Below are 23079 nucleotides of genomic sequence, written 5' to 3' on the forward strand. Positions count from 1 at the left end.
AAAACAAATTAAGGCCCTGCACTTATGTGAAGTGCAGGGCCTTACCTTATTTCTAGTTCAGATCATTCGGGTGTGAACCACCACGATCATTGCGCTCAAGAGCAGTGATCGCAGCCATCTCCTCATCACTGAGTTCGAAATCAAACACGTCGATGTTTTCCACCATGCGGCTCTTAGTCACAGTCTTGGGGAACACAACGAAACCGTTCTGCAGGTGCCAACGGATAACAACCTGAGCTGGGGTCTTTCCATGGTTCTTCGCTGCAGCTGCGATTGGTTCCTCAGCGCCAAGATCAAAACGCCCCTGTCCCAGAGGACCCCACGACTCCACAGTGATGCCTGCTGCAAGAGATGCCTCAACAGCATCGCGCTGCTGCAAAGCTGGGTGCAGCTCAATCTGGTTAATGGCAGGCACAGTGGTTGCCTCTGCCAGCAGCTTTTCTAGGTGCTCTGGCAGGAAGTTGCACACACCGATGGAACGAGCACGGTCACCGAGCTTTTCCAAGCCCTTCCATGCAGCAACATAATTATCGTTCTTCGGTGCCGGCCAGTGCACCAAGTACAGATCTACATAATCCAAGCCCAGCTTCTGCAGAGACTCCTCAAAAGCAGCTTCTACATCCAGGTGGCGATCGTTCCACAACTTGGTAGTAATAAACAGCTCTTCACGAGGAATGCCGGACTTAGCAATAGCTCGGCCGACACCTTCCTCATTGCCGTAAATCGCAGCAGTATCGATGTGGCGGTAACCTACCTCAAGTGCTTCGGTAACTACGCGCTCTGCTTCATCGGGATCTACCTTGAACACACCAAAACCAAGCTGAGGAATGGTTTTTCCATCATTCAAGGTGACCAATGGGATACCTTCAGACTTCGAAAGCTTATTCTTCTGATCCATCAAAGATTGCATCAACTTATCCCGCTCTTCCTCCGGGGATCCAAAGAATTGGCCGGTACCCACAACAGACATATTTTCTCCTTGATGCGCACCAAAATGCGCCTTAGGTTGAGATGAATTGGATAGCCCACCGTACGCCTATCTACACTGAATTACCATGAGCTATGACTTTGTCCTCTTTGAAACCGATGGCGACCCAGGTAGCGCCCGTATTTCCAAAACCCCACTGACCGAACGCATCGATTTCGCCACGCCATCTACAACCCCTGTGTTGGAATCTCTTGCGGCAGGGCTTGCCGAAACGGTGCCAGACACCGTCAAGCTTGAAGAAGACGCCATCCACTTATCCGGTGATCGTTGCCTTTACGTTGTGACCAACTACAACTCCGCCGAAGAAGCAGCCGAATGGCTCACCGCCATCGCTTTCGATTACGGACTGGGCCTTGCCGACATGAACGCGGACACCATCCTGCTTTTCGGCGATGAAGATTCCGACGCTGTCGTCCAAATCGATGACTGGTTCTCCCCCGCTTTCTCTGCGTACGGCCTTCCCCACCTCCTGGTGGAAGTCATGCGCCTGAAGGATTCCAAAACCCCTTATCTTCGAGTCACACTTGCTGCAGATGACTCGAAATTTATCCAAACCCTTTACGAAACCGACAACAAACAATGGTTGGTGGAAACCTCTTCCTCCACAGGCACGGACGAAACCCACGTGAAGACCATTAATGATGTGCTGGAACGCATCGAGACATGGTTCAACCAGGAGACTGCTGTCTAAACCTTTTGTCGTGTTCTGGGGTTAACCACCCTTCGGCCACCTGGGATGGTTTCAAGCCTTTCCAGGTGGCCGAAGAACTAAAAGGGCATAATCACTGTATGGGTTAAGTAGAAAGTGTCATTTTCTGACTGCTCTGAACCCCAACAAACACTCAGCACCGTTATTTAAGGAGAAAACATGGCTTTAGGCGGCGCAGAACTGTTAATTCTTTTTATCCTGTTTATTCTGTTCATGGGCGGGATCGCAGCGATTGTCATCGTTATCGTTAAGTTGACCCAGCGGTCTAACAGTCGTGGTGCCTCAACTACGTCCACAATTAACATTGATCCGAGTATTCATGCTGCATTGACAGAGATCGCAGCTAGGGACGGGGTACCGGCGTCTAGCGTGGTTAACGGTCTTCTGAACGATTACATCAATAAGCGCAGGTACTGGCCTCCTACGCAATAACACCCCATCTAAAAGGGGCTCTCTGGCAGATATGCTCTCCGGCAGAAGAGCCTCTTAATCCTTGTTGTACATTACACAGAGCCCCCAAAAGAACCCCAAAAACAAAAAACTGCCCCTCACCTTCCCAAAAGGAAAGCAAGGAGCAGTTTTAAACTCGTTGAGTGAGTGTGACTTAAGCGTCAACAGCCTCGGTCTCGACGATGTTCACCAGGCGACGGTTGCGCTTGGTGGAGAACTGGACAGCGCCAGTCTTCAGTGCGAAGAGAGTGTCGTCGCCACCGCGACCAACATTCTCACCTGGGTGGAACTTGGTGCCGCGCTGACGAACAAGGATCTCGCCTGCGGAAACCTGCTGACCACCGAAACGCTTGACGCCAAGGCGCTTAGCCTCGGAATCACGACCGTTGCTGGAGCTAGATGCACCCTTCTTGTGTGCCATGTGGTAATTCCCTCCTTCTAAAGGAAAAACTCATAGAAAGCCCGAGGGCTTACTTGATTCCGGTTACCTTCAGAACGGTCAGGGGCTGACGGTGTCCCTGGCGCTTCTTGTATCCGGTCTTGTTCTTGTACTTCAGGATCTTGATCTTCGGGCCCTTGGTGTGCTCGACGATCTCGGTGTTGACGCTCACAGAAGCGAGCTTGTCAGCGGCGGTGGTTACATCGGCGCCATCGACGAGCAGAACCGGGGTGAGAGCCACGGATGCACCCGGCTCACCCTCGATCTTCTCGACCTTAACGAGGTCACCTTCGGCAACCTTGTACTGCTTTCCGCCGGTCTTGACGATCGCGTACATAGAGGGCTACCCCTTATCTGATTCTCGGCTCAGGTACTCGGATGATGAGTCCCTGATTGGACTTACGTTTTACAATTGCGTTTTAGACATGCGGAGCCAAAATGACCTCACGTCATTCACACATTCGCCGTGAAATGGGCAAATGGGCATTACTGACATTGCCTAAAACAGCGACTGTCCAAGGTTACCCCTAAAGGCGGCTTCAACACAAACCGCCCTTATACCCTAGCTTCGTGGGCCTCGTCGGGTAGCCCGCCTACGGCGGCCTGGGTTGGTGGTGCTCGCCGCCTGAGGTTCCTTCTTCGGCGCCCGCGCATTGCTTGTCGACGCCACCTTCTTCTCCACCGGCGCCGCTGTCACGCGCACAGCACGACGACGCTTTCGGCGGTTGTCTGGCTGGTCGAATTCAACCTGAGGCTCTGCAACCTGTTCTGGTGCTGCTTCAGGTGCTATCTCAACGACGGTCTCAGGAGCTTCCACCAGTTGACGGCGCACTGCGCGGCGACGGTTCCTGGTCGATGGTGCAGAGGACGGCGCACCGGAACTGAGCTCACTTGGACGGTTACGGCGTGGAGCCTTCCGCGCAGGTGTCTTCACTGGAGTCTCAGCAACCTCTTCAACCACAGGTGCGAAATCCTCTGGCTTTGGAGCATGATCCGAACGTGAATTGCCACGAGTCTTGCGGCGCCTGCGTGGGCTTGCCTCAAATTCGGCACGTGCCTTTTCATAATCAGCGGTTGGCTCAGCCACAGGGTCAGCAGCCTTCTCAACTACAGGTGCAATAGGCTCTGCCTCAAAGTCAGACACATACGACGATCCCGAAGGCTCATCAGGGTCTTCTTCAGAAGCAATGTCCACGGCAGCAGCTGCAATCGCGGCAATATCATCCGCAGCAGATCCCTGACGTTGACGGCGGGCCCTCCTGCGTGGTCCTTCCTCTGGTTCCACGGTGGATTCAGCAAGAATGCGCTCAGGCTCGTCGAGCTTGTCGTTGACCACATCATCTAGATCGGAGTCATCGAGGACGATCACTGATGCAGCGAGTTCCTCAAATTCTTGATCCAGATCGTGTTCATCGCTTTCCACGAGATCACGCATGGCAACAACCATCGGGTGCTCCGCAGCTGCCTTCTTAGTGCTATTAGAACGCTGGTGACGACGGCTACGCTCTTCCGCTTTCGCCTCAACGCGCTCGTCAACGGTGTCTACTGGATCAACATGAACGATGATGCCTCGGCCTTCACAGTGCTCACACGGCGAAGAGAAGGTTTCCAGCAGGCCCGCGCCGATGCGTTTGCGGGTCATCTGAACAAGTCCCAGTGAGGTTACCTCAGAGACTTGGTGGCGGGTGCGATCGTTTTCTAGCGCTTCATTGAGTCGGCGCAGGACCAATTCTTGGTTTTCTGGCAGCACCATATCGATGAAGTCGACAACGATCATGCCACCGAGATCACGCAGGCGCATTTGGCGCACGATTTCTTCGGCAGCTTCAATGTTGTTGAGCGTGACGGTTTCTTCCAAGTTGCCACCACCCTTGCCGGTGTAGCGTCCGGTGTTCACATCGATCACCGTCATGGCTTCGGTGCGGTCGATGATCAGCGATCCACCCGATGGCAGGTTCACCTTTCGGGACAGCGCTTCCTCAAGCTGGGTGTTCAGGTCGAATGCTTCGAAAGCATCCTTGCCGTCAAAGTCTGCGCGATCGAAGTGTTCCACGCGGGACACCAAATCAGGAGCGACTGATTGGATGTAGGCACGCACGGTGTTCCAAGCACGGTCGCCGTCAACGATCAGTGAGGTGAAATCTTCATTGAAGAGGTCACGGATCACCTTCACCAGCATGTCTGGCTCTTCATACATGGTGATCGGCTTGGAACCGCGGGACTTCTTTTCCTTCGCAGTGCGTTCCTTGATCTGCTCCCACAGGGTGTGCAGACGGTTCACGTCAGCTGCGATGTTTTCTTCCGACACACCTTCAGCAGCAGTTCGGATGATGGTTCCCCCCTGCGCTGGGACAACGCGGCCAAGGATTTCCTTCAGACGCTTGCGCTCAGGTCCAGGCAGTTTGCGGGAAATGCCAGCGCTGCGACCACCTGGAACGTACACCAGGTAACGTCCCGCCAGGGAAATTTGGGTGGTCAAACGCGCACCCTTATGGCCCAATGGATCCTTGGAGACCTGGACGAGAACCTGGTCGCCGGCTTTCAGCGCCTGCTCAATGCGACGTCCACGTCCGCCAAGTCCAGCAGCTTTCCAGTCGACTTCGCCGGCATACAACACACCGTTGCGACCTTTTCCAATGTCAATGAAGGCAGCTTCCATGCTTGGCAGCACATTTTGAACGCGCCCCAGATAAATATTGCCCACCATGGACATCTGCGCATCAGAGGTAACAAACTGCTCAACCAGCTGATCGTCTTCCAGCACACCAACCTGAGTGACCAGACCTGGGTGATCGTGGCGTTGGCGCTCGCGCACAATCATGCGACGTTCCATCGATTCACGGCGTTCCATGAACTCCTGGGTGCTCACCACATGGCGGCGCTTTTTGTTTTCTTCGCGCATTTCCGTGCGACGGCGGCGTTGCGCCTCCAAGCGAGTGGAGCCCTTAATTCCGATTGGCTCGTTTACCTCTTCTACTTCGCTTGTCGACGCCTCCTCACTCACTTCGGTGACGGTTTCAGCTTCAGCTCCACGTCCGCGGCCGGTGCCACGACGCCCACGGCGCTTCCGCGCCGTGCGTTCGCGGGCCTGTTCATCGTCGGTGTCTTGGACGTTTTCAGTAGGTACAACTGCAGGTGCCACAAAGATCGGCGTGTACACAGGTGCTTCCACCGGCGCCGGGGTGATCTCTGGGACGATATCTTCCAGCAGTTCTGCAGTGGCTTCTTCGCGGGCTGCCGCCTCGAAGTCGGTAGGTTGCGCGACTGCCGCGAGTTCGCGCTCTACTTTTTCTTCGATTTGGTGGATTTCATTTTCCACATTCTTCTCAACGCGTCGACGAATCTTCTCCACCGGTTCAACGTCGGGGACGGCAGCTGGGGCAGCGTTGAGTACGGGCTGAGACAGGGCGTCGAGAAGCTTTTCTACTTCTTCTTTGCTCAGGTTTGACTGCGCAACCTTGACCAGGCCGATGCCATCGAGCGCAACAACGACGTCCTTGGAAACCATTCCAAGTCGTTTGGCCAGTTGATGTACGCGAGTTTTTTCGCTCAATGAATCTCGATCAAATTCCGCGGCCAGCACAGCCGAGGGAGAGATTTCTGCTTCTACTGCCTTGTTATTTGGCACAGCGACACTCCTATTTTCTTATCTCCACGATTGAGCAGTGCACCCGGGCGCTGGTAGGGACAAGATCTCCTACCGCCGCCGCGCAGGTACGTGCGCCAATCTAAAACTGTATTGTCTAAATTTTCCGACCCACAAATATATTCGTCAGGCCTGCTGCCATTCTTCCATAAGTCTTAGGTCAAGCTTGCATTTATTGGCTAGTGTCGGAAATCATGGGAGATTTAGCGAAGCACATGGGTAGTGAACCGCCAGCGTGGTGGAAGTTTTTACCAATGATTATCCTTGCCGCAGTCACTCGTGTGTCTTTTGAAGTAGAACCGTGGGTAGCACTCCCGCTTCTTATTTTGACTGTTGCTTCTGTGCTTTTGCCGTTTCCGATCTCAAAAAATAAAGGCCTGCGTGATATCGATGCCTGGAAAATCCACACCACCCAGGGCGATAAAAAACGAGCTTTGCGACAGCTTACTATTCCCGCCACTGCACTGGCCATCGATATTGTTGAGCTGCCTTCACTGATTAATGCCCCTCCAATTGCATCCGCTGCAGTTTTAGGTGGCATCTACGGTGCGTCCATAGCCGTTGGTGCTTACAGAGCACACCGACTTCCCTACATTCACGCCAAGGAACGCTTGGCAGAACTAACCCAAGATGCCTCTTTAGATGGTGTGCGCTCAGATGATCTAGATGTTTTGGAACAACCGGAATCCCGTGAATTAGTGCGCTGCCTGCTTGCCCACGGTGCAGTGGATGGCACCCGGGTGATGGCCAGACAGGTCGCGCGAGTACTGGATACCGAGGTAGACGAAGTACATCAGGTAGCACGCTCACTAGAACAGCATGGTTTGGTTAGTCGATCCACCATCATGTCGGGTGGGGATCCAGGAAAAGTATTCATCGAAGTTTCCCTGAAAGGGATCTCAGCCATCAAGGCACTTGAATCCGGACGCTAAGTTGTTGATACATCAACTTATTTCTTGGCTATACTTGAGGTCACGTTTCCTCAGCTCAGGAGAAGTTCATGTCAAACGCAGAAATTAATCCCGTTGAATATGAAATCAACAACCACGCCCCTGGTACCGCGCTAAACCCACAGTGCGAAGACGGCGCCAACGTAGAAATCATCACCTCCCGTGAAGTCCCCCTCGGCGGACCACGCGCCATGACCGTGCACCGCACACTCCCCCAACGCCAGCGCTCCCTCATCGGTGCCTGGTGTTTTGTGGATCATTACGGCCCCGATGATGTCTCACTAACCGGTGGCATGGATATGGCCTCCCACCCGCACACCGGATTGCAAACAGTCACGTGGCTTTTTGAAGGCGAAGTCACCCACCATGATTCCGGCGGAAATCACGCAGTCGTGCTTCCTGGTGAAGTCAACCTCATGACCACCGGCGCAGGCATCTGTCACACCGAAGTTTCCGCCACCTCCACCACGATTCTGCATGGTCTGCAGTTGTGGACAGTTCTTCCTGACAAAGACCGCGAAGGACCACGCCGCTTTGATCACTACGCTCCAGAAGAAATCACACTCGAAGGCGGAAGTGCACGCGTTTTCCTAGGTTCGCTATTTGGCCAAACCTCCCCTGTTCATACGTTTACTCCCCTACTTGGCGCAGAAATCCACATCAATCCAGGTGAAGCAGTCATCTTTGATGTTGATCCCACGTTTGAACACGGCTTGCTTGTCGATTCCGGCGACGTCCAACTAGAAGGCGTCACCGTCGAGCCCACCCAGCTGGCCTACACCGGCATCAATGAAACCCAACTCCGAATCCGTAACATCGGCACCACACCGGCGCGTACTGTACTGCTAGGTGGCGAACCATTTACCGAAGACATCGTGATGTGGTGGAACTTCATTGGCCGCAGCCATGAAGAAATTGCCGAGTACCGTAAACAGTGGCAGGCTGAAGCTGATCGTTTTGGTATCACCCACGGATATATCAGCCACCATAAAGATGGGCTCACCAGGCTTCCAGCACCCGAGCTTCCCAACGCTGCCATCAAGGCACGTAAAAACCCAGCACCAACTGCACGACCAGAAACGAGAATTGATTAAATGCGCTCCGCTCACGGCCCATACATTGATAAGTTCTTCCCCGAGCCATACAAGAACATGCTCGAGCTCACCAAGACTCTGCGAAAGATCTACCCGGACGTTGATCTGCCTACCTCATTGATTGAGCTGGTCAATGTCCGCGTTTCTCAAATCAACGGATGTGGCACCTGCTTAAGTTTACATGTTCCCGCTGCTCGCCGTGCCGGCGTTCCAGAGAAGAAACTCGATGCTCTGGCAGCGTGGCAAATGGTGGATGAATTCACCGTGGAGGAAAAGGCAGCACTACAGCTAGCAGAATCCTTAACCTTGCTGGAATCCCACGAAGGTCACCTGGCTGCACGCACAGCCTGCAGTGTGTTTGCCGAAGAGCAGGTAGCTGCCCTGGAATGGGCAATCATTGCGATCAATGCTTTCAACCGCATTTCTATTGCCAGTGGGCACCCACTGCTCTAGTAATCAGGCAGCAAAAAACTCCCGGCCGAAAATGGTCGGGAGTTAATTTTTTCTAACCGTAAAAATTACAGGTTAGGGAACCAGATGGAGATCTCGCGCTCAGCGGACTCTGGGGAATCAGAACCGTGAACAACGTTCTCTCCAACAGTCAGTGCGAAATCGCCGCGGATGGTGCCTGGGGTTGCCTTAGCAACTGGGTCGGTGCCACCAGCAAGCTGACGCCATGCATCGATTGCACGCTCGCCTTCGACGATGCCTGCGATCAGAGGTGCAGAGGTGATGAATTCAACGAGCTCACCGAAGAATGGCTTGTCAGCGTGCTCTTCGTAGTGCTTTTCAGCGGTCTCGCGGTCTGCAACACGCAGATCCAGAGCAGCGAGCTTCAGGCCCTTGCGCTCAATACGTGCGATGATTTCGCCGACGTGTCCGTTGGTAACACCGTCTGGCTTGATAAGGATGAGAGTACGTTCAGTCATGTTGGGTGATTCTACCTAATGGTGGTCTGCTTCGCGCACTTAAGTCGACTTAGAGCTTCCTCACAGCCTCTGCGACCGCTTCGCTGGACGATCCCCTACTCCACAGCTGCGCCTGACGGATCGCTGCCGCCTCCTGGTCGCGGGATTTCAACTCTTTCAATTGATCAATTTGTTCCTGGGTGAACACCACTGGCTGATCAACAAGCTTTGTTCCCACACGACTGTTCAGACCCACAAAAAGTGCGATCGCAGCCACGATGATCGCCACAATAGGGATAAATGATGGGGAACCTGCAATACGAGTGATTACCGCGACGACACAAAATAGTGCAGCTGCGGAAAAGGCCAGGCCAGACTTAGGGTTTCGCATAGTTCTCAACGCTACGACTACTTTGATAACACCGCCACCCAAGCCAAGCCGGAGTGATCTCCGTATCCTTTAAGTCATGACTTTAAAAGATAAGTACGACACTGAAGTAGCTGTTTCTAACAATCAGGACAAGCACCAATTTGAGGTCAGTTACCCTGAAGATGCCGTGACTGCTGGCTTTGCTGCATACCTTGATAAAGGTGATTCGCGGATCTTCTATCACACCGTTGTTGGCGATGAATTCGGTGGCAAGGGACTTGCGTCAATTCTTGTTTCAGAGGCGTTAAAAGCCACAAAAGAAGCTGGTCTTACCGTGGTTCCGGTATGTCCCTTTGTTAAAGGATTCGTGGAAAAGAACGCATTCGAGGGTTACCGCAAACCAAACCATGAGGATATGGAGCTGGTGAAGAGCCAGATGTAGAAACTACTCAACTTCCAGAATGCGCTGAATGGCAACCAGTGTTTCTGGAATTCCGGTTATAGCTGCCAAGCGTCGCTTTTCAATTTCTTCAATTGATTTGTCGCCGAATTTGTCGTGGAAGAATCGTTGACCTTTGGGGGTAAATTCCCATGATTCAGTCAATACTGTGCCTTCTTCTAACGGTTCCATGGAATAAATCCACTTGACGTTTCCATCAGTCACGCTCCAACCAAAGCAACGATTTGGCTCTGCGACGATAACCTCGCTCCGTGTCTCCCAGGTGCGCTCAGGTGTGACGTTTCGGCCAGTAAAGTGCGCACCCACGACGGGGCCTTCGTCTTCATCCCACCAGCATTTCTCACACACGGGCGACCATTCTCCAGTTCGAGTGATATCAGAAACTAGTGCGTAGACCTGATTGATGGGCGCTGCGATGTTAATGCTGTCTTCAAAGGTCAGAGATTTAGGCATGAACGACAGAATACGCCTCCGAAGGAGGTAGGCGTCGAAAAGCAAAAAAGGCCACGGAGGGCCTTAAAGCTTAGCTGTGCTGCGTGGTAAGCAGCCCGCGTTTCATGCGATCAATCAGATTAGAGCGCAGGTAGAACAGGTACGCCCACGCGATGATGAAGATGATGGCAGCGAAGCCCATCGCGGGGTGAACAAAGAAACCGGCAAGTGCAATAACCTGCAGCACGATGTTCATCGGGATGGACCAGCTAAACCTTTGCAGAAATGCAGCAACAAAGTGAGCGATCGCGACTGCTGATACATAGACCCAGTTGAAGGTGGTCCAGTAGATGCCGTCGTCCACGCGCAGAATCACGGTGAGAACAAGACCTAAGGTGATTGCTTCCATCACTAAGGTGCCGGCCATGACACCTCGGATACCCTTCATGGGATCCTTTAATGGATCGTGGCCTTTGCCTAATGGTCCGTACTCAATTGATTCTTCACGCTTGCTCATGCAGGTTCCTTTCCAAACAGCGTGCGCGCATCGCCGGCGGTCACGATTGAACCGGTGATCACAACACCTGATCCGGACTGTACATCGGTGTCTTCTGCTAGTTCAATAGCGAGTTCTACCGCGCCAGCAAGATCTTCTTGGACGTGCACACGCTCATCGCCGTAGATCTCTCGAGCATATTCAGCTAAATCGTATGCGTCCAATGCGCGCTCTGAGGCAGTCTGGGTGCACACAATTTCATGCAGGTATGGCTCAAGTGATTCCAAGATGCCGCGGGCATCCTTGTCGCCGAGCACTCCGATGACACCGATGAGGCGACGGAACTCAAAGTCACGGTCTAGTGCTGCACCAAGTGCTGCGGCACCGTGTGGGTTGTGAGCTGCGTCGATGAACACGGTTGGTGCAGAGCGCAGGCGCTCGAGGCGACCTGGGGACTGAACTTGTGCGAAGCCTTCGCGCACCGTGTCGATATCCAATGGGCGTCCGGCGGATGCACCGAAAAATGCTTCCACTGCTGCGAGAGCAACCGCGGCATTATCTGCTTGGTGCGCGCCAGACAGTGGGAGGAAGATGTCGGTGTATTCGCCGCCCAAACCCTTCAGGGTGAGCTGCTGTCCACCAACGGCAATGGCGGATTCCACCACGCCGAATTCCATGTTCAAACGAGCAACAGCTGCGTCCACGTCCACGGCTTGCTGCAGGATCACGTTCATTGCTTCTGGCTCCTGCTTGCCCACGATGACAACGTTGCCCTCAGGCTCGGTGCCATCCTCAGATGCAGGACGAGCCTTGATGATGCCGGCCTTTTCACCAGCGATTTCACCAATGGTGTTGCCCAGGCGATCCACGTGGTCCATGCCCACCGGGGTGATCACGGAAACAGCTGCGTTGATCACGTTAGTGGCATCCCAGCGTCCGCCAAGACCAACCTCAACGACGGCGACGTCAACAGGAGCGTCGGCAAAACCTGCGTAAGCGAGGGCCACGAGTGCCTCAAACTTGCTCATCTTCGGTCCGCCCTCGGCCTCTGACCAGGCGTCGGTCATGTCCATGTAGGGCTTAATCTCTTCGTAGATCCGCACGAAATCACGCGGGTGGATGGGCTTGCCATCAATCGCGATGCGTTCGGTTACCAGTTGCAGGTGCGGGCTGGTGGTCCGGCCGGTGCGGCGGTGGAATGCGCGCAGCAACGACTCGATCATGCGGGTGGTGGAGGTCTTACCGTTGGTGCCGGCCACGTGAATTGCTGGGAAAGAATTCTGTGGTTGGCCCATAAGATCCATCATGTAGCTCATGCGTCGGAAAGTGGGATCAATTTTGGTTTCCAACCAACGTTGATCCAACTCTGCTTCCACCTGGGCAAGGCGCAGCAAATCTTCTTGGGTGATCTCCTCGGAGGCAGGTGCTTCTACCTCACCGGCGAGATCGATGGGCAAAGACAGTCCAGTCTCGCCCAACGTGACATCGCCTACGGTGATGTCATCATTTTCGGAATCAAAGATTCCGTCGTTGTTAGCCACTAGGCCAATTCCTCCAGACGCTTGTTAATGCGCTCAACTTCTTCTTGGGCAATCTGCGCACGGCCACGGATCTTGTCTACCACTGCATCAGGTGCCTTGGACAGGAAAGCCTCATTACCCAGCTTCTTTGCGGTGGTTTCCAATTCCTTCTGTGCGTTAGCCAGGTCCTTTTCCAGGCGCTTGCGCTCTGCTGCAACGTCAACAGTTCCAGAGGTGTCAAGCTCCACGGTGATGGTTGCTTGGCTCAGGCGGATCTCCAGGCTGGCAGAAGCTGCGAAATCATCTTCTGGTTGCTCGATGCGAACCAGGGAGCGCACGGAATCTTCCAGATCCTGCAGGTCACATGCCACGAAATCAAGGCGTGCTGGAACCTTCTGGGAAGGCTTCACACCCTGGTCAGCGCGGAAACGACGAACCTCAGTAACAAGCTTCTCGACGTCGCCAATGCGCCTAGCTGCATCAGCGTCCACGGCGACTCCGCCGTTGGTGTCAGCTGCGGTTGGCCAGGAGGCCACCACGATGGAGGTGCGATCAGTAAGTGCCTGCCACAGAACTTCGGTGACGAAAGGCATAGCTGGGTGCAGCAGACGAAGCAGTGCATCCAAGACATGGCCAAGCACCTTTTGGGTGTTTTCACCCTGAGCGGAGGTGCCTTCGCGTGGGATCTGAACCTTCGCGATTTCCAGGTACCAGTCACAGAACTCGTTCCACGCGAAGTGGTAGAGCTCCTCGTTGGCCTTCGCGAACTGGTAGTTGTCCAGGTAAGCATCAACGTCGAGGCGAACCTGCTCAAGGAGGTCCACGATCCAGCGGTCAGCGTCGGTGAGTTCTTCACGTGCTGGCAGGCCTTCGGACACTGCACCGTTCATCAGCGCAAACTTGGTTGCGTTGAACAGCTTGGTGGCAAAGTTACGGGAGCTCTGTGCAGAGTCTTCACCGACAGGCAGGTCGACGCCTGGGTTAGCGCCACGGGCAAGGGTGAAGCGCAGCGCATCCGCGCCGTAGTTCTCCACCCAATCCATCGGATCGATGCCGTTGCCCAAAGACTTGGACATCTTGCGGCCGTGCTCATCGCGAACCAGGCCGTGCAGGAAGAGGTCGGTGAATGGAACCTGTGGGCGTCCATCCTTGCCTTCGCCCAGAAGTTCTGGGGTTTCCTTGGCTGCAAAGGTGCCGAACATCATCATGCGGGCAACCCAGAAGAACAGGATGTCGTAGGCGGTGACTAGCACGGAGGTTGGGTAGAACTTCTCCAGCTCAGGGGTCTTTTCTGGCCAACCCATTGTAGAAAATGGCCACAGCGCAGAAGAGAACCAGGTATCTAGAACATCTGGGTCTTGGACGTAGCCCTCAGGTGCCTGCTCATCAGGCCCAACGCAGATGATTTCATCGTTTGGTCCATACCAAATTGGGATGCGGTGTCCCCACCACAGCTGACGGGAAATGGTCCAGTCATGCATGTTGTCAACCCAGTCAAAGTAGCGAGGCTCCAGGGACTTCGGGTGGATGGTGGTGTCGCCTTCGCGCACGGCATCACCGGACATCCTGGCCAGCTCTTCGACCTTGACGAACCACTGCAGAGACAGACGAGGCTCAATAGCTTCGCCGGAACGCTCGGAGTGTCCAACGGAGTGGACGTATGGGCGAATTTCCTTGACAATGCGACCCTGGGCTGCGAGTTCTTCGCGGACCTTGATGCGTGCTTCTTCGCGGGTCAGGCCATCAAACTGGGTTCCGGTATCGGCAAGGCGTCCGGTCTTGTCCATGATGGTAGGCATATCCAGGTTGTGGCGCAGGCCAAGAGCGTAGTCATTAGGGTCGTGCGCTGGGGTGATCTTGACTGCACCAGAGCCGAACTCTGGGTCGACGTAATCATCAGCAACAACCTTCAGGCTCAGGTCATCGCGGAATGGGTGAGGCAGGGTCTGTCCGACCAGATCCTTGTAGCGCTCATCGTCTGGGTGCACGGCAACAGCGACGTCGCCGAGCATGGTTTCCACACGGGTGGTGGCAACAATGACATGTGGTTCATCGTCGTTGAGGGAACCATAGCGAATGGATACCAGTTCGCCTTCGACATCCTTGTAGATAACTTCGATGTCAGAAACCGCGGTTTCTAGTACGGGCGACCAGTTGACGAGGCGGTTGGCCTGATAGATGAGGCCGGCGTCGAAAAGCTTCTTGAAAATCGTTTGGACGGCGCGGGACAAGCCGTCATCCAAGGTGAAACGCTCGCGGGACCAGTCCACGGAATCGCCGATGGCGCGCATCTGCTCGCCGATCTTTCCACCATATTCTTGCTTCCACTCCCAGACCTTGGCGATGAACTCTTCGCGGTCATAGTCGTAGCGAGTTTTGCCTTCAGTTTCCTTCAGCATCTCCTCGACCTTGGTCTGGGTCGCGATACCCGCGTGGTCCATACCTGGCAGCCACAAAACCTCAAATCCCTGCATGCGCTTGCGACGTGCAAGAGCATCCATCAGGGTGTGGTCAAGTGCGTGTCCCATGTGCAGCTGGCCGGTCACGTTTGGTGGAGGCAGAACAATGGAGAATCCTGGCTTGTCGCTAGCAGGATCGGCAGTGAAATAACCGGCGTCTACCCAGCCCTGGTACAAATCAGCTTCTACAGCTTTAGGATCCCAGGACTTGGGCAGCTTGTCTGCGCGGTTCTGGCTGGTGGTCTCATTATTCTGGTCAGTCACGCAGACCATCTTAACCCCTGTACTTGTTTATCAAGTATCCGGATTTAGGTTAATGAGTTTATTGCTTTGTAATTGCCCAATAAACAGGTATGGCCTTCCAGTTTACGGAGACGTTGTCCACGGATTCTGAGTAGCCGCCAACCACATTCGGGTACCACAGTGGGATTGCGGGAAGATCGCGCAACAACATTTCCTGGGCCTGCGCATATGCCTGGAAGGTTTCCTCCTTGGTGGAGGCTGCTGCGGCGTCGGCAATCAATTGATCAAATTCTGGGTTTTCGTACTTGGCATCGTTGGAGGCCACGCCCGAGGTGTAGTTAGGTCCAAGGAAGTTGCCGATGCTTGGGTAGTCCGCAAACCACGCGGTGCGGTAGGCGCCATCCAATCCGGTGGTGCGGTATGTGTCGCGGAAGGATTTAAAATCGGGGAAAGGATTGCCAGTGGCGTTGACGTCTAATTCGTTGCTGATGCTGTTTGCTACCGCATCCACCCATTCCCGGTTGGGAACATCCGCGTTGTAACTGATCTGCAATTCGCCCTCAAAAGGTGCGATCTCCTCAGCGTCTTCCCACAGCTCACGGGCCTTGTCAGGCTGGAAAGTCAGCACGTCATTGCCGTTCAAATCATCGCGCCAGCCGTCGAGCACGGGCGCGGTGAAGTCGAGCGCAGGCGTGTAGGTGCCGGCGAAGATCTGCTCAGCGATTTCTTCACGGTTAATCGCCATAGAAATTGCTTGTCGACGCAACTGTCCCTGTTGCCCTTCAAAGTTGGGGGATTCCATGCGAATGGAGAGTTCCAGATAGGAGGCCGCAGGTTGATTAATGGATCGACCCGACAGTTCCTCTTCATAGGTGGTGTACGCCGATGGTGGAATGAGATCCAGCACATCTAGGTTTCCAGCCAACAGATCTGAATAAGCTGCATCATTTTGGGCGTAGAACACGTACTTCAAGCCATCGTTGTTGGCTGCGCGCGGGCCATCGTAGTGTTCATTGGCCACCACTTTCAGTTCTGCGTTGTGATCCCACTGCTCTAGTTTGTAAGGGCCAGAGGACACGGGGTTTTCACCAAAGGCGTCAATATCATCGCGAGCCGAAGCTGGCATCGGTGCAAAACCGTAGTAGCCAATGCGTTGGGTGAATTCAGAATCCGGTTGGGCAAGCTCGATGGTAAATGTGCGATCATCCACCACATTCAAACCCTCGAGCGTTTCCACGCCCTCCTCATACCCTTTAATCGGTGAGAAGAAAGAGGTGTTGAGCAGTCCATTTTCCACTACAAAATTCCAGGTATCCACAAAATCAGTGGCAGTAATATCCGATCCGTCACTGAATTTGATGCCATCACGCAAAGTGATTTTGTAGGTGGTGTCTGATTCCTGGTCAATTGATTCCGCCAGGTCATTTTGAGCAACGCCAGCTTCATCAAAGTAGACGAGCCCGGAGTACAGCATGTCCACCACTCGCCCACCGCCGTTTTCATTGGTGTCGCCCGGGATGAGTCCGCGCTGAGGTTCGGTGCCGTTGACGGATACGTAATTCACGTCTGGGGTGCCACTAGAGCTGGAACAAGATGCCAGCCCGATAGCCAGGGTTGAGGCCATCACTGTTGCGATGACTTTTGTGGCTGTGCGCATTAAATCTCCTATGGGTGAGCGTTGCTGTTTGCAACGTGCCTGTGTGGGCCGATTTGGTATGGCCAACAAATCAAATCTAGACAGTGACTCACCACACCTCTGCAATTATTAGTGACTCAGGACTCTTAACTGCCCCCGCACCCTCATTGAACATGCAAAACTAATGCTTTGGGGGGTGTGCATAAATTCGTTTCGTTCCACTGCACAGGCCAAAAATGCTGCTAGGGTCAAGTTCATGCGTTTTGGACTTGACTTGGGAACTACCCGCACAATCGCGGCCGCCGTGGACCGTGGAAACTATCCCATCGTCACTGTGGAAGATTCTTTAGGCGACACCCACGATTTCATCCCATCTGTGGTGGCCCTCAAGGCAGATAGGATTGTCGCGGGTTGGGATGCTATTGAGGTTGGGCAGGACCACCCTTCCTTCGTGCGTTCTTTCAAACGCCTACTCTCTGAACCCAACGTCACGGAAGCCACCCCGGTCTACTTGGGCGATCATGTACACCCTTTGGGCGCCGTCCTGGAGGCTTTTGCGGAAAACGTGGTCACTGCGCTGCGTGCATTTCAGACGCAATTGGGAGATACCTCCCCGATCGAAGTAGTCATTGGTGTGCCCGCCAACTCCCACAGCGCCCAACGTCTGCTCACCATGTCCGCCTTCAGCGCCACAGGCATCACCGTTGTCGGTTTGGTCAATGAGCCCAGCGCCGCAGCTTTCGAGTACACCCACCGCCACGCCCGCACCTTAAACTCCAAGCGCCAAGCCATCGTGGTTTACGACTTGGGAGGCGGAACATTCGACTCCTCGCTCATCCGCATCGACGGCACCCACCACGAGGTTGTGTCCTCCATTGGCATTTCACGCCTTGGTGGCGATGATTTCGATGAAATCCTCCTCCAATGCGCGCTCAAGGCCGCAGGCAGGCAGCACGATGCGTTTGGCAAGCGTGCTAAAAACACGCTTCTCGACGAATCCCGCAACGCGAAGGAAGCTCTTGTTCCGCAATCCCGTCGCTTGGTTCTAGAAATTGGCGACGACGACATCACCGTTCCAGTGAACAAGTTCTACGAGGCTGCCACTCCCCTGGTGGAAAAATCCTTGTCCATCATGGAACCCCTCATCGGTGTCGATGATCTTAAAGATTCCGACATCGCAGGCATCTACCTTGTTGGTGGAGGATCCTCGCTCCCACTCGTTTCCAGGTTGCTCCGCGAGCGTTTCGGCCGCCGTGTCCACCGCTCCCCATTCCCCTCAGGTTCCACTGCGGTGGGTCTGGCCATCGCGGCTGACCCTTCCTCTGGTTTCCACCTAAGGGACCGCGTTGCGCGAGGCATCGGTGTGTTCCGTGAGCACGATTCTGGTCGTGCCGTGAGCTTTGACCCGCTGATCGCCCCGGACACCGATTCTGCGACCGTGGCGAAACGATGCTACAAGGCGGTGCACAACATTGGTTGGTTCAGGTTCGTGGAATACTCCACCGTGTCCGAGGATGGCAGCCCCGGAGATATTTCCCTGCTCAGTGAAATCAAGATTCCTTTTGATAGCTCCATCACCGATGTGGATGCTACCGAGATTTCACGTTTCGATGGCCCAGAAGTAGAAGAAACCATCACCGTCAATGACAACGGCGTGGCTTCCATTTCCATCAAAGTGCTCGGCGGCGTTACCGTCGAGCACACAATTTAGTTACCATTTTGGTGCTGGTGGAGTCCAGGTCTGCATTGCCTTTAGCAGGGCATGCGGGTCGGATTCCACGATGAGGCACTCAAAGAAGTCTCGTTTGATAAATCCACGCTGGGTCATCTGCTCAAGCATTTCCAGCAGGGGCTGCCAAAAACCATCGACATCATAAAGTGCGACGGGCTTTTGATGAATGCCCAGCTGTTGCCAGGTCCAGACCTCGAAAAGTTCTTCCAAGGTGCCGGCGCCACCGGGCATGGCGATAAAACCATCGCCAAGTTCTGCCATGCGACGCTTGCGGATGTGCATATCAGGAACGATTTCAAGTTCGGTGAGCTTTTCATGCCCAAGCTCACCGTTCATAAGTGATTCCGTGATGACGCCAAAGGCTTCACCACCTGATTCCAGGAACGCATCCGCGACGATACCCATGAGCCCCACTTTTCCGCCACCGTAAACCAAGTCGATGCCGCGGTCTACCGCGGTTTTCGCCAAGGTTTGAGCCGCTTGCGTGTACAGCGAGGAACTGCCGAGCGCCGAGCCCGTGAAAACGGTGACGCGTTGGAGGGGTGGGGCGTCGAAAAGCGAAGTCATGCGTTAAAGATTAGAGCAAGTCGCGCACTGCCTCGCGCTCGGCATGCAATTCCTGAGCATTCGCGTCGATGCGAGCGCGCTGGAAATCGGAAATCTCCAGGCCTTCAACGATCTCCCACTCACCGTTGCGGGATACGGTTGGCAGACCGACAAAAATGCCCTCAGGAATGCCGTATGCACCGGTGGAAGGAATTGCCGCAGAGGACCACGCCTCGGTGCCCTGTACCCAATCGCGCATGTGATCAATCGCAGAGGATGCTGCAGAAGCTGCAGAAGACTTTCCACGGACCTCAATGATTTCAGCACCACGGTTAGCCACGCGAGGAATGAACTCCTCCACATACCAATCGTGATCAACCAGGTCAGTGACCTTTTCTCCACCAACGGTTGCGTAGGTGATGTCTGGGAACTGGGTTGCGGAGTGATTTCCCCAGACCACAATGTTGTTAAATTCCGCAGATCCACGGCCAAGCTTGGTGGCCAGCTGGGAGATCGCACGGTTGTGATCAAGGCGCATCATTGCGTTGAAGCGGGATGCTGGAACATCTGGGGCCGCAGCTGAAGCAATCAACGCGTTGGTGTTCGCTGGGTTTCCAACAACTAGGACACGAATGTCATCTGCGGCGTTGTCATTGATAGCTTTACCTTGAGGTCCGAAAATCTTGCCGTTGTTAGCCAGCAGATCTGCGCGCTCTTCGCCTTTTCCGCGAGGCTTCGCACCGACCAAAAACGCCGCATTAGCGCCGTCGAATGCCTCATTGGCATCCGCGGTGATGGTGATGTTTCGCAGGAGGGGGAAGGCAGAATCCAGAAGTTCCATAGCCACGCCCTCTGCCCCGCCAAGAGCCTGAGGGATCTCCAGAAGTTTCAGTTCTACAGGGGTGTCGGTGCCGAATACTTCACCGTTGGCGATGCGCCACAACAGTGAATAAGAGATTTGACCAGCTGCGCCGGTGACGGTGACCTTCTTGGTGGAAACGTTCTGCGGGGAATTCATTAAACAATCCTCAATCCTTGTAGGGGGTCCTCTAAGAACCCATGCTATCCCGCTTAAAAGAGAACAGCCACCAGTTTTGGGTGATCTTGACGATACTGCAAAATTACCCCCGAATTGCCCCAATATGTACCCCTTACCTGCAAGATGTTAGGGCATCATGGGGAATCGGCGCGGTGTGCAAGCAATTTTTCCTGATATCGGGCACCATTTATAGTTGTCAGTTGGGATTTGCCGATGGTGTTATCTTTGATATTTACCTTGACTCCGTTTCTAATTCACGTTTTCTCGTTACCCGAAAGGAATTGATCGATTATGGCGACATCACATCGAGATGCCGAAAACATAGACCAGGCCGGTAGCGAATTCACTGAATCTGATTCAGGACACACTGCAACCCCTGAAGAGGTAGTAGCCACCGCTCTGACATTTTTTGCAGAGGATGGTTTTAGCGAAACCAAATTGGAGAAAATCGCGAAGGCATCTGGCATGTCCAAGCGCATGATCCACTATCACTTTGGCGATAAGAAAGGCCTGTACATCAAGGCTGTTTCCTACGCATTGCGATTGCTGCGCCCAGAGGCTGAAGCGATGCAACTTGATTCCGCGGTACCAGTTGATGGTGTCCGCAAAATCGTCGAGGCTTTATATACCTGCATCACCAAGCACCCAGAAGCAGTGCGCCTGCTATTGATGGAAAACCTGCATAGCCAAGACAGCGTGGATTCCACCGCGGCATATTCCGATGAATCCAATGTGCTGCTCAACCTGGATAAGCTGCTCATGCTTGGCCAGGATGCCGGCGCCTTCCGTCCTGGAATCTCCGCAGAAGACGTACTGGTTCTTATTAACTCCCTGGCTTACTTCCGCGTATCCAACAAGGTCACGTTGAAGAACCTCTACTCCCTTGATTTGGAATCAGAGGCCAATATTGAAGGTATGAAGCGCATCGCCGTTGACACGGTGCTGGCATTCTTGACCTCAAATATTCAAAATTCTGGCAACTCCAGCTACCTGGTTGTTGGTGGCAAGACTGCAGAACCAGAAACTGATGACAGCGTCTACAGCTTTGATACGGACGTGTTCGAAAACTAAAGGGTATCGAGTAGTTTCAAGCCCTTTTCTGCCCATTCAATCTCTGCCTGAGCGCGTGCAATCTGCCCCTCATAGGCAAGCACTTTAAACGCGACTATTCGCTCGTGCTCCTTTTTCGGGGAGCGCTCAAGTCGCCGTGCCAAGGTTGGATGAGTTTTTGCTTTCAGCTCATCAATCATTGATTCTGATTGAATTTTCTGCTGTTCAAAATGAGCAATGTGCGCCCTTAAATGTCGGCATGCATCGCCATTTGTACCGACCTCAAAATAGGCGGCTTTAAGCCTGGCAGGATCTCTGGTGGGACCGTAGGTTACTGGCTCGTACCACGCTTTTCTTAGCGCTTCCCAGCCTTTTTCACTCAAGGCGTATTCGGTTTTGGTGGCGCCTTTGGAGCCCCAGGGAACATCGGATCCCACGAGGAGTTCTTCGGCTTCCATTTTTCGAAGTTCGGGATAAATCTGCGAATCGGAACCACTCCACACAAAGCCCACCGAGGCCCCAAATCGCTGGGAGGCGTCATACCCAGTCATGGGTCCGGAACTTAGTAGCGCAAGTAATGCAGATCGTAGAGTCACGTGCTCATTGTCCCATATCTACCCCCGCTCCCGAGAATGAATACCCGCAGCTCAGAGACCCCAGCTGACATTAACTCACATTTACCCCTTGACAGTGACTTGAAACACAAGCAAGATATGACCCACGCCATAAACTAACTAAGAGTTTAGGTATTTGGTTATATAGTTCTTTAGGAGTTCACCATGACACTGTCCGAACGCAAGCTCACCACCACCGCCAAGATTCTTCCCCACCCACTCAACGCCTGGTACGTCGCCGCTTGGGATTATGAAGTCACATCTAAAAAGCCCATGGCCAGGACAATCGCCAACAAACCACTCGCTTTGTACCGCACCAAAGATGGCCGAGCCGTTGCCCTTGCAGACGCCTGCTGGCACCGCCTCGCACCGCTATCCAAGGGAAAACTCGTGGGCACAGACGGAATCCAATGCCCTTATCACGGCTTGGAGTACAACTCCGCGGGCCGCTGCATGAAAATGCCCGCGCAGGAAACCCTCAACCCGTCAGCAGCCGTCAACTCCTACCCCGTGGTGGAAGCCCACCGCTTTGTGTGGGTGTGGCTGGGCGATCCCACATTGGCAGATCCCACCCAAGTACCCGATATGCACCAGATGAGCCACCCCGAATGGGCAGGCGATGGACGCACCATCTCCGCTGACTGCAACTACCAATTAGTGCTGGACAACTTGATGGACCTCACCCACGAAGAGTTCGTGCACTCCTCCAGCATCGGCCAAGACGAACTTAGTGAATCAGAGTTCGTGGTCACCCACACTGAAGATTCCGTGACGGTCACCCGCTGGATGCATGACATAGATGCACCACCGTTTTGGCAAAAGAACATGAATGATAAGTTCCCAGGATTTGAAGGCAAGGTGGATCGTTGGCAGATCATCCACTACTACTACCCTTCCACCATCTGCATTGATGTTGGTGTAGCAAAGGCTGGAACCGGCGCGCAGGAAGGCGACCGCAGCCAGGGCGTTAATGGGTATGTAATGAACACCATTACCCCAGATTCAGATCGTTCCTCTCATTACTTCTGGGCATTCATGCGCAACTACCGCCAGGAAAGCCAAACCATCACCACCCAGCTGCGCGACGGTGTATCCGGTGTATTCAAAGAAGACGAAGACATGCTGACCGCTCAGCAAGATGCCATCGACGCCAACACCGACTACGAGTTTTACAGCCTCAACATTGATGCCGGTGGCATGTGGGTGCGCCGAATCCTCGAGGAAGCACTCTCCAAGGAAGGCCGACTGGATATCCCCACCACATTCCCCCGCGCAACACCGAAGCCGGAGGCATAAAC

23 protein-coding genes are annotated in these 23079 nt (G+C 54.0%); 9 read left to right on the forward strand and 14 right to left on the reverse strand.

Annotated features, from left to right (window positions below; all coding sequences use genetic code 11):
• Nucleotides 1-52: 52 nt before the first annotated feature.
• Nucleotides 53-970: an aldo/keto reductase gene (locus KW808_RS11725; RefSeq protein ID WP_003859309.1), complete on the reverse strand. Its 918-nt coding sequence runs from the start codon at nucleotides 968-970 to the stop codon at nucleotides 53-55.
• Nucleotides 971-1055: 85 nt separating this feature from the next.
• Between KW808_RS11725 and KW808_RS11730 the strand changes: the two genes are divergently transcribed.
• Together KW808_RS11730 and KW808_RS11735 are read left to right on the forward strand one after the other, a co-directional pair.
• Entirely contained in the window at nucleotides 1056-1679 is a 624-nt protein-coding gene (locus tag KW808_RS11730; RefSeq protein WP_003859307.1) for a hypothetical protein, read from the forward strand.
• A gap of 177 nt (nucleotides 1680-1856) precedes the next feature.
• Complete coding sequence (locus KW808_RS11735) at nucleotides 1857-2129, forward strand: hypothetical protein (RefSeq protein WP_003859305.1); 273 nt, start codon at nucleotides 1857-1859, stop codon at nucleotides 2127-2129.
• Nucleotides 2130-2301: 172 nt separating this feature from the next.
• Here KW808_RS11735 and rpmA read toward each other — a convergent pair whose 3' ends face one another.
• The 3 genes from rpmA to KW808_RS11750 form a co-directional block, all read right to left on the reverse strand.
• Nucleotides 2302-2568 carry a 50S ribosomal protein L27 gene (rpmA, locus tag KW808_RS11740; RefSeq protein ID WP_003859304.1) on the reverse strand — a complete coding sequence of 89 codons (267 nt, stop codon included), beginning with the start codon at nucleotides 2566-2568 and terminating at the stop codon, nucleotides 2302-2304.
• A gap of 49 nt (nucleotides 2569-2617) precedes the next feature.
• The gene (rplU, locus tag KW808_RS11745; RefSeq protein WP_003859302.1) at nucleotides 2618-2923 is read right to left on the reverse strand and encodes a 50S ribosomal protein L21; all 306 of its coding nucleotides are present in this window, start codon (nucleotides 2921-2923) and stop codon (nucleotides 2618-2620) included.
• Between the two features lie 225 nt (nucleotides 2924-3148).
• On the reverse strand, nucleotides 3149-6214 hold the full coding sequence (locus KW808_RS11750) for a translation initiation factor IF-2 N-terminal domain-containing protein (RefSeq protein WP_003859300.1): 3066 nt from the start codon (nucleotides 6212-6214) through the stop codon (nucleotides 3149-3151).
• 212 nt (nucleotides 6215-6426) lie between these two features.
• Between KW808_RS11750 and KW808_RS11755 the strand changes: the two genes are divergently transcribed.
• The 3 genes from KW808_RS11755 to KW808_RS11765 all read left to right on the forward strand — a co-directional run bounded on the left by KW808_RS11755 (nucleotide 6427) and on the right by KW808_RS11765 (nucleotide 8729).
• Entirely contained in the window at nucleotides 6427-7164 is a 738-nt protein-coding gene (locus tag KW808_RS11755; RefSeq protein WP_034984015.1) for a hypothetical protein, read from the forward strand.
• A 68-nt stretch (nucleotides 7165-7232) separates the two neighbouring features.
• Nucleotides 7233-8276: a pirin family protein gene (locus KW808_RS11760; protein WP_003859297.1), complete on the forward strand. Its 1044-nt coding sequence runs from the start codon at nucleotides 7233-7235 to the stop codon at nucleotides 8274-8276.
• Nucleotides 8277-8729 (forward strand): carboxymuconolactone decarboxylase family protein, encoded by a 453-nt coding sequence (locus KW808_RS11765; protein WP_003859295.1) that lies wholly within the window; start codon nucleotides 8277-8279, stop codon nucleotides 8727-8729.
• A 65-nt stretch (nucleotides 8730-8794) separates the two neighbouring features.
• Here the strand turns inward: KW808_RS11765 and ndk are convergent, their stop codons facing one another.
• The gene (gene ndk / locus KW808_RS11770; protein ID WP_003859294.1) at nucleotides 8795-9205 is read right to left on the reverse strand and encodes a nucleoside-diphosphate kinase; all 411 of its coding nucleotides are present in this window, start codon (nucleotides 9203-9205) and stop codon (nucleotides 8795-8797) included.
• 49 nt (nucleotides 9206-9254) lie between these two features.
• The gene (locus KW808_RS11775; protein ID WP_003859293.1) at nucleotides 9255-9575 is read right to left on the reverse strand and encodes a hypothetical protein; all 321 of its coding nucleotides are present in this window, start codon (nucleotides 9573-9575) and stop codon (nucleotides 9255-9257) included.
• 76 nt (nucleotides 9576-9651) lie between these two features.
• On the opposite strand from KW808_RS11775, the gene KW808_RS11780 reads away from it, so the two are divergent.
• A complete protein-coding gene (locus tag KW808_RS11780) occupies nucleotides 9652-9996 on the forward strand; it encodes a GNAT family N-acetyltransferase (RefSeq protein ID WP_003859291.1) in 345 nt (114 codons plus the stop codon).
• A 3-nt stretch (nucleotides 9997-9999) separates the two neighbouring features.
• Here KW808_RS11780 and KW808_RS11785 read toward each other — a convergent pair whose 3' ends face one another.
• The 5 genes from KW808_RS11785 to KW808_RS11805 all read right to left on the reverse strand — a co-directional run bounded on the left by KW808_RS11785 (nucleotide 10000) and on the right by KW808_RS11805 (nucleotide 16821).
• Entirely contained in the window at nucleotides 10000-10467 is a 468-nt protein-coding gene (locus tag KW808_RS11785; protein WP_003859290.1) for an SRPBCC family protein, read from the reverse strand.
• 70 nt (nucleotides 10468-10537) lie between these two features.
• Entirely contained in the window at nucleotides 10538-10963 is a 426-nt protein-coding gene (locus KW808_RS11790; protein ID WP_003859287.1) for a DUF4233 domain-containing protein, read from the reverse strand.
• On the reverse strand, nucleotides 10960-12483 hold the full coding sequence (gene folC, locus KW808_RS11795; RefSeq protein WP_003859285.1) for a bifunctional tetrahydrofolate synthase/dihydrofolate synthase: 1524 nt from the start codon (nucleotides 12481-12483) through the stop codon (nucleotides 10960-10962). The genes KW808_RS11790 and folC overlap by 4 nt, the downstream gene beginning before the upstream one ends.
• Nucleotides 12483-15194, reverse strand: a complete 2712-nt coding sequence (locus KW808_RS11800) for a valine--tRNA ligase (protein WP_034983861.1) — start codon at nucleotides 15192-15194, stop codon at nucleotides 12483-12485. The genes folC and KW808_RS11800 overlap by 1 nt, the downstream gene beginning before the upstream one ends.
• A 49-nt stretch (nucleotides 15195-15243) precedes the next feature.
• Nucleotides 15244-16821 (reverse strand): peptide ABC transporter substrate-binding protein, encoded by a 1578-nt coding sequence (locus KW808_RS11805; protein WP_003859281.1) that lies wholly within the window; start codon nucleotides 16819-16821, stop codon nucleotides 15244-15246.
• Between the two features lie 235 nt (nucleotides 16822-17056).
• On the opposite strand from KW808_RS11805, the gene KW808_RS11810 reads away from it, so the two are divergent.
• Nucleotides 17057-18511 carry an Hsp70 family protein gene (locus KW808_RS11810; protein WP_003859279.1) on the forward strand — a complete coding sequence of 485 codons (1455 nt, stop codon included), beginning with the start codon at nucleotides 17057-17059 and terminating at the stop codon, nucleotides 18509-18511.
• Here KW808_RS11810 and KW808_RS11815 read toward each other — a convergent pair whose 3' ends face one another.
• Together KW808_RS11815 and KW808_RS11820 are read right to left on the reverse strand one after the other, a co-directional pair.
• Nucleotides 18512-19099: an LOG family protein gene (locus KW808_RS11815; protein ID WP_003859278.1), complete on the reverse strand. Its 588-nt coding sequence runs from the start codon at nucleotides 19097-19099 to the stop codon at nucleotides 18512-18514.
• A gap of 10 nt (nucleotides 19100-19109) precedes the next feature.
• Nucleotides 19110-20096 carry a malate dehydrogenase gene (locus KW808_RS11820; protein WP_003859276.1) on the reverse strand — a complete coding sequence of 329 codons (987 nt, stop codon included), beginning with the start codon at nucleotides 20094-20096 and terminating at the stop codon, nucleotides 19110-19112.
• A 312-nt stretch (nucleotides 20097-20408) separates the two neighbouring features.
• Here KW808_RS11820 and KW808_RS11825 point away from each other — a divergent pair, with 312 nt between their 5' ends.
• A complete protein-coding gene (locus KW808_RS11825) occupies nucleotides 20409-21188 on the forward strand; it encodes a TetR/AcrR family transcriptional regulator (RefSeq protein WP_003859274.1) in 780 nt (259 codons plus the stop codon).
• On the opposite strand, the gene KW808_RS11830 is transcribed toward KW808_RS11825, so the two are convergent.
• Nucleotides 21185-21718, reverse strand: coding sequence for a PadR family transcriptional regulator (locus KW808_RS11830; RefSeq protein WP_003859272.1), 534 nt, complete (start codon nucleotides 21716-21718; stop codon nucleotides 21185-21187). The genes KW808_RS11825 and KW808_RS11830 overlap by 4 nt on opposite strands.
• Nucleotides 21719-21946: 228 nt before the next feature.
• Between KW808_RS11830 and KW808_RS11835 the strand changes: the two genes are divergently transcribed.
• Nucleotides 21947-23077: an aromatic ring-hydroxylating dioxygenase subunit alpha gene (locus KW808_RS11835; protein WP_003859270.1), complete on the forward strand. Its 1131-nt coding sequence runs from the start codon at nucleotides 21947-21949 to the stop codon at nucleotides 23075-23077.
• Nucleotides 23078-23079 lie beyond the last annotated feature (2 nt).

It is taken from the genome of [Brevibacterium] flavum (assembly GCF_019317305.1).
In the GTDB taxonomy this organism is placed as follows: domain Bacteria; phylum Actinomycetota; class Actinomycetes; order Mycobacteriales; family Mycobacteriaceae; genus Corynebacterium; species Corynebacterium glutamicum.

Bases quoted from the DNA above. Each gene is read 5' to 3' on its own strand.
- KW808_RS11725 (WP_003859309.1), bottom strand. From the start codon at position 970: ATGTCTGTTGTGGGTACCGGCCAATTCTTTGGATCCCCGGAGGAAGAG.
- KW808_RS11730 (WP_003859307.1), top strand. From the start codon at position 1,056: ATGAGCTATGACTTTGTCCTCTTTGAAACCGATGGCGACCCAGGTAGC.
- KW808_RS11735 (WP_003859305.1), top strand. From the start codon at position 1,857: ATGGCTTTAGGCGGCGCAGAACTGTTAATTCTTTTTATCCTGTTTATT.
- rpmA (WP_003859304.1), bottom strand. From the start codon at position 2,568: ATGGCACACAAGAAGGGTGCATCTAGCTCCAGCAACGGTCGTGATTCC.
- rplU (WP_003859302.1), bottom strand. From the start codon at position 2,923: ATGTACGCGATCGTCAAGACCGGCGGAAAGCAGTACAAGGTTGCCGAA.
- KW808_RS11755 (WP_034984015.1), top strand. From the start codon at position 6,427: ATGGGAGATTTAGCGAAGCACATGGGTAGTGAACCGCCAGCGTGGTGG.
- KW808_RS11760 (WP_003859297.1), top strand. From the start codon at position 7,233: ATGTCAAACGCAGAAATTAATCCCGTTGAATATGAAATCAACAACCAC.
- KW808_RS11765 (WP_003859295.1), top strand. From the start codon at position 8,277: ATGCGCTCCGCTCACGGCCCATACATTGATAAGTTCTTCCCCGAGCCA.
- ndk (WP_003859294.1), bottom strand. From the start codon at position 9,205: ATGACTGAACGTACTCTCATCCTTATCAAGCCAGACGGTGTTACCAAC.
- KW808_RS11775 (WP_003859293.1), bottom strand. From the start codon at position 9,575: ATGCGAAACCCTAAGTCTGGCCTGGCCTTTTCCGCAGCTGCACTATTT.
- KW808_RS11780 (WP_003859291.1), top strand. From the start codon at position 9,652: ATGACTTTAAAAGATAAGTACGACACTGAAGTAGCTGTTTCTAACAAT.
- KW808_RS11785 (WP_003859290.1), bottom strand. From the start codon at position 10,467: ATGCCTAAATCTCTGACCTTTGAAGACAGCATTAACATCGCAGCGCCC.
- KW808_RS11790 (WP_003859287.1), bottom strand. From the start codon at position 10,963: ATGAGCAAGCGTGAAGAATCAATTGAGTACGGACCATTAGGCAAAGGC.
- KW808_RS11800 (WP_034983861.1), bottom strand. From the start codon at position 15,194: ATGGTCTGCGTGACTGACCAGAATAATGAGACCACCAGCCAGAACCGC.
- KW808_RS11805 (WP_003859281.1), bottom strand. From the start codon at position 16,821: ATGCGCACAGCCACAAAAGTCATCGCAACAGTGATGGCCTCAACCCTG.
- KW808_RS11810 (WP_003859279.1), top strand. From the start codon at position 17,057: ATGCGTTTTGGACTTGACTTGGGAACTACCCGCACAATCGCGGCCGCC.
- KW808_RS11815 (WP_003859278.1), bottom strand. From the start codon at position 19,099: ATGACTTCGCTTTTCGACGCCCCACCCCTCCAACGCGTCACCGTTTTC.
- KW808_RS11820 (WP_003859276.1), bottom strand. From the start codon at position 20,096: ATGAATTCCCCGCAGAACGTTTCCACCAAGAAGGTCACCGTCACCGGC.
- KW808_RS11825 (WP_003859274.1), top strand. From the start codon at position 20,409: ATGGCGACATCACATCGAGATGCCGAAAACATAGACCAGGCCGGTAGC.
- KW808_RS11830 (WP_003859272.1), bottom strand. From the start codon at position 21,718: ATGACTGGGTATGACGCCTCCCAGCGATTTGGGGCCTCGGTGGGCTTT.
- KW808_RS11835 (WP_003859270.1), top strand. From the start codon at position 21,947: ATGACACTGTCCGAACGCAAGCTCACCACCACCGCCAAGATTCTTCCC.